This is a genomic window from Sphingomonas qilianensis (genome assembly GCF_039614825.1).
Taxonomy (GTDB): Bacteria; Pseudomonadota; Alphaproteobacteria; order Sphingomonadales; family Sphingomonadaceae; genus Sphingomonas; species Sphingomonas qilianensis.
In genome coordinates, this window is the sequence record NZ_JBDIMF010000009.1 from 1 (window position 1) to 7347 (window position 7347).

Annotated in this window: 12 protein-coding genes; 7 read left to right on the forward strand and 5 right to left on the reverse strand. The window is 61.3% G+C overall.

Translation table 11 applies throughout. The features are described 5' to 3' along the window. Nucleotides 1-90: 90 nt before the first annotated feature. Nucleotides 91-555, reverse strand: coding sequence for a hypothetical protein (locus tag ABC969_RS16365; protein WP_345866241.1), 465 nt, complete (start codon nt 553-555; stop codon nt 91-93). Nucleotides 556-558: 3 nt separating this feature from the next. Next, entirely contained in the window at nt 559-1074 is a 516-nt protein-coding gene (locus ABC969_RS16370) for a hypothetical protein (protein ID WP_345866242.1), read from the reverse strand. 133 nt (nt 1075-1207) lie between these two features. Between ABC969_RS16370 and ABC969_RS16375 the strand changes: the two genes are divergently transcribed. Then, entirely contained in the window at nt 1208-1447 is a 240-nt protein-coding gene (locus tag ABC969_RS16375) for a helix-turn-helix domain-containing protein (RefSeq protein ID WP_345866243.1), read from the forward strand. 531 nt (nt 1448-1978) lie between these two features. Here ABC969_RS16375 and ABC969_RS16380 read toward each other — a convergent pair. Further along, nucleotides 1979-2101: a hypothetical protein gene (locus ABC969_RS16380; protein ID WP_345866244.1), complete on the reverse strand. Its 123-nt coding sequence runs from the start codon at nt 2099-2101 to the stop codon at nt 1979-1981. 568 nt (nt 2102-2669) lie between these two features. Between ABC969_RS16380 and ABC969_RS16385 the strand changes: the two genes are divergently transcribed. The 6 genes from ABC969_RS16385 to ABC969_RS16405 all read left to right on the forward strand — a co-directional run bounded on the left by ABC969_RS16385 (nt 2670) and on the right by ABC969_RS16405 (nt 5152). Beyond that, nucleotides 2670-3044 carry a thermonuclease family protein gene (locus ABC969_RS16385; RefSeq protein ID WP_345866245.1) on the forward strand — a complete coding sequence of 125 codons (375 nt, stop codon included), beginning with the start codon at nt 2670-2672 and terminating at the stop codon, nt 3042-3044. 368 nt (nt 3045-3412) lie between these two features. Then, a complete protein-coding gene (locus ABC969_RS16390) occupies nt 3413-3601 on the forward strand; it encodes a hypothetical protein (RefSeq protein ID WP_345866246.1) in 189 nt (62 codons plus the stop codon). Continuing rightward, the gene (locus tag ABC969_RS16395; protein WP_345866247.1) at nt 3601-3798 is read left to right on the forward strand and encodes a hypothetical protein; all 198 of its coding nucleotides are present in this window, start codon (nt 3601-3603) and stop codon (nt 3796-3798) included. Before ABC969_RS16390 ends, ABC969_RS16395 begins: the two co-directional genes overlap by 1 nt. Nucleotides 3799-3957: 159 nt before the next feature. Beyond that, a complete protein-coding gene (locus ABC969_RS16530; protein WP_380808276.1) occupies nt 3958-4143 on the forward strand; it encodes a DUF6961 family protein in 186 nt (61 codons plus the stop codon). A gap of 245 nt (nt 4144-4388) precedes the next feature. Continuing rightward, nucleotides 4389-4523 (forward strand): hypothetical protein, encoded by a 135-nt coding sequence (locus tag ABC969_RS16400; RefSeq protein WP_345866248.1) that lies wholly within the window; start codon nt 4389-4391, stop codon nt 4521-4523. Beyond that, nucleotides 4523-5152 (forward strand): SOS response-associated peptidase family protein, encoded by a 630-nt coding sequence (locus ABC969_RS16405; protein WP_345866249.1) that lies wholly within the window; start codon nt 4523-4525, stop codon nt 5150-5152. The genes ABC969_RS16400 and ABC969_RS16405 overlap by 1 nt, the downstream gene beginning before the upstream one ends. A gap of 90 nt (nt 5153-5242) precedes the next feature. Here the strand turns inward: ABC969_RS16405 and ABC969_RS16410 are convergent, their stop codons facing one another. Continuing rightward, entirely contained in the window at nt 5243-6004 is a 762-nt protein-coding gene (locus ABC969_RS16410) for a hypothetical protein (protein WP_345866250.1), read from the reverse strand. A 313-nt stretch (nt 6005-6317) separates the two neighbouring features. Next, the coding region (locus ABC969_RS16415) for a DinB/UmuC family translesion DNA polymerase (protein ID WP_345866251.1) at nt 6318-7347 on the reverse strand (1030 nt) is incomplete at its 5' end.

Below are 7347 nucleotides of genomic sequence, written 5' to 3' on the forward strand. Positions count from 1 at the left end.
GATTGCGAATAGGATCGCCTGTGCCGAGGACACCCCCTCCTGCAGCAGGGTTTCGGCTTGGGCGGCGCGGCTCATGGTGGGGGTCATTGCTCAAACCTCCGTTTCGCCGGTGCGATACCGGCGCGCGTGGGAAACGGTCGCGCATCCGTCCTGCATCTGCGGGCCGATCGCTTGCAGATTGATGCCAAAGTCGCGCGCGATGAAGTCGAGCATGGCGTCGATCGCATTCGACAGGATGCCGGGCCGCGGGTCCGTTCGCCCGAATGGCGATACGATGTTGGCCTGGAAGTCATGCTCCAGCCGAACGTGGTAGGTGAGGATCAACAAGTCCGTCTTGCCGTCCGGGACTTGGGTAAGGATGGCATATCGCAGCGTGTCGCCATCGGCTTCATTGGCGCGGCTGGCGCGATCCAGTCGGCCGTCGCGAGCGACGTCGTTATTGGTTGCGATCTGGGCGTTTTCGATCGCGGTGCCTTCGCGCTGCGTTGCCTCCCAGCGCTGGTGAAGCGCCTGGATCAATGAAAGCGGGGCGATGGCGGTTGGATTGGTCGTCATCGCTTAGCCCTCCTGCGCTGCAAAGCGGGTCAGGTCGGCGCGCACGAACTCCACGATGTCGTCACCGTCAACTTCGTCACCGGCCACTTTGATTTTGGTCAAAAGGGCGCCGATCGTGGGGGCCGGCACAGCGATTAGCGCCTCGAACTCGGCCCAGCGGGGCCGGGAGAACGTCTCCGTGTGGAGCTGTTCCGCGGCCCGCATCTCGTCAAAGTAGCCATCCCAGCGCACCGCATCGTCGGCGCGAGCCAGGTTTCTGGTGGCGCCGTATTTTGCGGTGAGCGGTGCGGTCTGACGATCATATAGGTCGGCCGCGCTCTTGAGGGTCCCGTGGTTCAGATCGTGCAGATCTGCGTCGCGGGCACGGTGGTAAGCGCTCAATGCGGCGTCGAAGTCTGATCGCGTGGCGGGCATTGCCGCTGCGACGCCGCCGCCGATCACTCCCAAGGCGGGCGCAGCAAGCGCGCTAAGAAGGATGGTGCGCCGCGACGTGGTCCTGCTATGTACGGTGTCAGCCATTGTCGTCTCCTCAAACAGACGGTGGTGGTCAGGCCGGGTTTGGAGGTTAGGCTCTCCATTCCCGGCTGACTGATCGTTTTCATATCACCGCGAACGGTGGCGGACAAGCGCGAACTGATATAGTTCCGATCAGATGATTACGATTGAGCAGTGTCGCGCCGCCAGGGCACTCCTCGACTGGTCGGCGGAGATACTCGCCAAGAGCGCAGGCGTGGGTGTCGCGACAGTTCGGCGCTACGAGTCCGGTATGTCGGTGGCTGCTGGATCATTGTCCGCGATCGAAGACGCTTTCAGTGCCGCCGGAGTCACCTTCATTGACGCCGGGGAGGCGTCACCTGCCGGGGGGCAAGGCGTTCGTTTCGACCCGACCTAAAGGGTTCGGGCTATTTGGTCCTCGGTCTTGAACTCATTACGCGGCACGAAATCGACGTTAACGAATTGCAGAAGTTGGTAAGCGAGCGAGGCGCCGTGAGCGTCCGCGAAAGGGTCTTCGACGCCGCAGAGCCGCCCAGCGGCTATAATAGCAGCCCACTGTCGGGAGCAGTAGTTACGCACCCGATACGTTTATTGCTTCCAACGATCCCAGATTTTCATCGGCAGACCGCAATTGTAACAATAACAACCGGTTGCGATATTGCGCCATAACGAAGCTACTTTAATTGTTAGTTTATGGATCTCGACGAACTCGATTCGGAAATTCTACGATGCCTTTATTTGGCTTCGGCAACTGCTGATCTTGAGGCGGCCCAAGAATTGCGTGCGCGTGCAGACCGATTGAACATCATTGCTAAGAGCATTGAGCCAAAGCAGCCGCCAATCCTGGGGATGCAGCCATCAGTGGCACGCGTGAGTGATATTCGCCGAGCTTTCGCACGGGCCGTGATTAACCTCTGAAGACGGCCCGTTATGCGATCTGGCCGGTGACGCAGCGCAACGGTTTAGCCACATCGAAGGCCAAGCCATGCAGGTCGCTGGCCAACTGCTCGATCCGGCGTGATCGGCCAAGATGCGGAGCGGGCAGGGCCATGGTGCACCCCTGATACCGCAAGAGCCGCAATCCCTGGGGGCGATCGCTCGAGCGCGATGAAGGTGCGTAACCGCTTACGCCCAATTCACGCCCTCCAGCGTCATTGCCCCACTCCTGCATGCGGTCATGGCGGTGATGCCGGCCCGGCTCTGCGTTCGATGCGCCCGCTGCTGACTCGATGAGAACAGCTACGCAAGAATCGGCAGGCTGGCGAATCGCTGCGAGAAGTTGCACCGTCCTCGGCTATGGCCGCATATAAGCTATATTGTTTAAACGATCAGGGGCACATCACGAGCCGGATCGAATTTGTCGCTGATGGCGACGAAGCCGCTATCGAGCATGTGCGGCAACATCATTTTGCCAGCGCTTGCGAGATTTGGGACCTAGGGCGACTAGTTGCAAGAATGCCAATGAACGGCCCGATACAGCGGTTTGCCTGCTCCCCCGGGGCCCGGACTTTGTAATGAAGCCTTTTAGCTGCGCCTGTTGAGCCTAAGCAGCGGAGACCGTCACATGGCTCGCACATGGGGCGCAAAGTCTCCATTCTGCCCCCTCGTTTGGAACCATGATGATCGTCGCCGCCTTCCTCTGCCTCGTCGTCCGCGTTCACGACGGTGACGGCCCCGTGTGGTGCGCCAACGGCATCAAGGTCCGTATTGCCGGCGTGCAAGCGCCCGACTTCGAAAGCGCGGAGCCGTGCCGTCGAGGCAAGGCAGCATATATCTGTTCGGACGTCCAGGCGGCGCGCAGCCAGCGCATTGTTGAAAAACTGACGCTCAACCGGTCCATGACATGCCAGCCGGTGGGGAAGTCCTATCAGCGCGTTGTCGCCCGCTGCACGCTGGCGGACGGTCGAAGCCTATCCTGCGCTGTTATCGCTTCGGGTGCTGCGACGCGATGGGATAGCTATTGGCGGCGGTATCGGATGGGAGGTTGTTCGTGACCAACGAGCCTGACAACAGCCACGTAATGCCTGTGCTAGCCCTGCATCTTGCCGGCGTGTTGCTGTCCGTTATGGGCGCGGTTGGACTGTATTTTACTGTGTTTGAGGGCATGCGGGTCCGGGATCGAACCGCGGGCGGCTAGTGGACCTTGCTCGAAAGCCTATTGCTCGAGGTCGGGATATTGGCCGCTGGCGCCGTCTCCGCGTGGTGGGGGCAGCGGCGGCCATGCCATTGAGCGGACCCGGGAGCGTGGCGTCAGCGTGTTGGCCCTCATTGTCGCGCTGCAAACTGGACATTCGATAAATCGTCGGATCGACGGCACAGTTTCGCTTCCTGTCGGTTAGGGATGAGAACTGAGAGACCCGCCATGTCTAACGATCGCATTGTATCTATCGGATTGCTAAGCGAGCGCGATCTGGAACGGCTCGGGCGAGGGTTCACAATGCATTACCCGGTGCCGACAGACGACGCATTTGCGGACCTGATCGCGCGACTTTCTGAAATCGACATTCCGGAGCGCAGCGAAAGCGCGACACCAACAGGAAACCGCATTTAATGACCGATCGAGGCAACGAGCGTCCGAGCCTCGCCGCCAAGGTGATCTTTGCTCTGATCATCGTGTTGGGGATCGGGGTGATCTGGCTCGGGATCGAGGGCATGAGAAAAGAGTTACCCGCCCCGCCGCGTGGCGGTCAGGCGTTGCCCGGAGCCGCCGTCGAGCGGCAGCTGGCACCCGGCCAGCCGCAGCAATGACTAGCGAGTTGGGGGGGCGCCCGGTGATTCCGTGACGGTCCAGAGGATATCCCGCGCCGCCGCCGATCACGCACCAGCGGGGACGGCGATCGCGCGCGTCACCAGCCCTGGCCGCCTGCCCCGCTTGTAGGCAATGCCTCAAGCAACCACCTGCTTGGCATGGATGTTGACCACGAACGATGGGCTGAAGCGCTGCTAGTTGAGCGACAGCACGGCCCGCGTGCGCCCGCGTTTATCGCTGAGCGCGTGGCGGCTCTGGTATTGGCTGGCGATCTGCTGGGCGTTACCCGGTGGCAAGCGATCGCGGAACGCTATGACCAGCTCACCCACGGGACGGAGCAATGACGTCGCCGCTTCACTTCATTCGCTCGCGTAGCGCCCATCGCTGGTCCGGCGATCGATCGTGGTCCTGCTCCTCGATCAATAGCCACCAGTCGCCCTCGAACGCTGCTAGATCGTGTGCCGAGGTCTGCTCCAAGTGATTCGACATTCTGAATAATAAGGGGGGAAGCCATGCCCGTCATCGAACCCGATCAATGGTCCACGCGAGGCAGCGAGCTGGCCGGCGCATACACCGCCGGCAGCATAGCGTGACCCGTTCTGGCGAAAAGCTGTATCGCGACAATCAGCGCGAGCCGACGTTCGGCCGACGCGCGATCCACGGTGCCCTCATCACGCTGTCGGTCCTCGCCATGGCGGTCATGGTCGCGGGCTTCTTCCTGTAATGTGCAACCGCGCGCGAATGCTCGGCGAGCCCGAGACCATCATCGAACATTTCAAAGCGGGCTGGATCACCGGCAAGCCGATGGACAACCGGTTCGATCCGGTCGAGCTGAGGCCGAAGGGACGCGCCTATGTCATCCGCCGGCACGATGGCGTTCGCGGTCTCGATGTTATGGCCTGGGACGTGCTGGGCGGTGCGGCACCAAGGCCGATGACCAACGTCCGCAACTTGGGGCTGTCGCAGTGGAAGGCGCTGGCATCAAACCCTGAGCAGCGCTGCCTCGTGCCGCTGACCGAGTTCTGCGAATGGACGCCGGAGACCCACGACCTTGGCGATGGCAAGAAGCCGCTCAAGGGAGAGATGTGGTTTCGGGTCACGGACCAGCCGATCTTTGCTGTTGCCGGTTTCTGGCAGCACACCAGGGAGGGCGTCGGCTTTACGATGGTGACCTGCGATCCCAACAAGCTGGTTGCGCCGATCCATCCGAAGGCGATGATTACTGTCCTGCATCCCGAGGATCACGAGCGCTGGCTGACCGGCAGTTATGACGACGTGCGGGCCCTGCAGCGGTCCTATCCTGCCGAAAATATGTCCGTGCGGGGGCCGGTGTTCCCGACGCGGGTGCGGTGACTTAATCTTTTCCCCGCCGAACTGCGTGATGCGCTGAATAGATACTGAAGCTGCTTCACTTAATACGCGGCAGTTAGAAGCTTCGACGTTCTACGCGCGAGCCCTTAAGCTAAATTCGCGTTCGAAAGCCTCCGCCTGCCGGGCGATGCCTTCCTCTACGCTAAGGGGTCCTTCAGAACCCATATCATCCTCGAAACGAACGATCAGCTTACCATCTCGCGTCAGCGATACATCGACTACGTCTGAGTTCCGCCAAAGATCGGCGATCAATTCACGTAAAAAGCTGTCGTCGCGGTTGGTGGGCGCAATCGTCTGCTCCAACACCTTCTTTCTTGCCTTCGAGCTGCGGGCGCGGACCGTCAGTGACGGCGCGTCTGGAATTCGAATAACAATGTAGTCAACTCCAGCATCCCAGAAGGATTGAGGAAACTGATGAAACTGATCGCGAATACGCGCGTCCCTTGCGTATGGATTTTGAACCGCGGCGTTTTCAGTAATGCTGGGATTGCCCTCTTGGGCGGAAACTGTCCCCACACCGAACATCGCTAGCAGGGCGATCGGGAGACTAAAAATCTGAGCATAGTCAGCAATTGTGGATCGATGCTGGTGGGCGCCAATCACATACGGCAACAAGCGAATTATGAGTGAGCCTTGGCGCACGTCGACGACTGCGAAGCCAATTGTCTGATCTGAAACAGCACTCGTTAAATCTGCGAAGGCGGAAACAACGCGCGTGATCGCCATAGGATCGAGCAGGATGGGACCACCTCTTTCCCTATGCATTTCAATATGGACAAGAGCATTATCAGAGCGCTTTAGCTCCTCCTCAGCAATCAACAGCGCGCGTGTCATAGGCCCCTCGTTATCTTCCGGCACGACCCACAAGCGACTCGTATCGAGCGGCGGCAGTCGACGTCGAAAAAGCTAACGGCGCGGTCCCGGTTGTCCAAGCATAACGCGATGTGGTGCCGCATCAGTACCCATGCCCCGCACCTCTAGCACCGTCTCCGTCGCCATTATCGCGCACGTCATGTAGCTGAGACGGAGCGGCAAGCCCATGCCGCCGTCCCGCTACCTCGCCCGTCCGACGCTGCCCGGCGAGCGGGTGACGCGAGTGCCTTTCAAGGATTGAGGCAAGGGTTTCAGGTTGGCTGACGAAAGTCGGTCAGGCCCGCACCGTCGGCACCTCGGCAATGCTCGTCGTCCAGGCCGGCGACCGCATCTCCGATCGCAACTTCCACTCGCGCCGGAAACCTTGCGACGCCGTCACCGCCGTCCATTTCCCGTAGCGCTCATTGATCTCGTCCAGCGCGCCCATCAGCCGGTCGCGCTTACCGGTGTCCTCTTCGAACAGGGTCCGCGGCCTCAAATCTGCAGCGACCAGATCGTCAAGCATGACACCGGCCTTGGTGTAGGCATAGCCGTCCCGCCATGCCCGCTCGGCCGCGCGTCGCGCCGCGGCGATCAACTCCAGGCTGTCGCTCGTCATCGGATGCAACGCGACGGTCCGTGAGCCGCCATACTGTGGCCGCTCTGGCTTGTGCCGGTTGGTGTGGAAGAACGCCGTCAGCCGGGCGGCAACCAGGCCGTGGTTGCGCAGCTTCTCGCCGGCACGCATCGCGTATTGGCTGAGCGCGCCCATCATGCTGTCGAAGGTCGTTACCGGCGTCCCGAACGATCTGGTCACTGCCATACCCTTTCGCTGGGGCTCGATGGTCTCAACCGCGTTCGATGGCACGCCGCGCAGTTCGGCCACCAACCGCTCGAGCACGACCGTCCCGACCGCGCGCGCCTGCTTCATCGGCATATCGCGCAAGCCGCCGGCGGTTTCGATGCCCAACCCCTTCAGCGTGGTCGCGGTCGCCCCTCCCACGCCCCACACATCCTCGACAGGGAAGGCGCGCATCACTCGCTCCCGAGCCGCGTCATCGCGCAGATCGGCAACACCCTCGAAGCGCGAATCCTTCTTCGCCGCCGCATTGGCCAGCTTCGCCAACGTTTTCGTCTCGGCGATGCCGACGCAGGTCGGGATGGTCGTCCACAGTCTCACCTGGTCGCGCATTGCGTGGGCATGGGCGACCAAATCGCGGTCCTCGAACCCGCCCAGGTCGAGGAAAGTCTCATCGATCGAGTAAATCTCGGTGTCGCGGGCAAACGCTGCGCAGGCGGCAACCACGCGCCGCTGCATGTCGCCG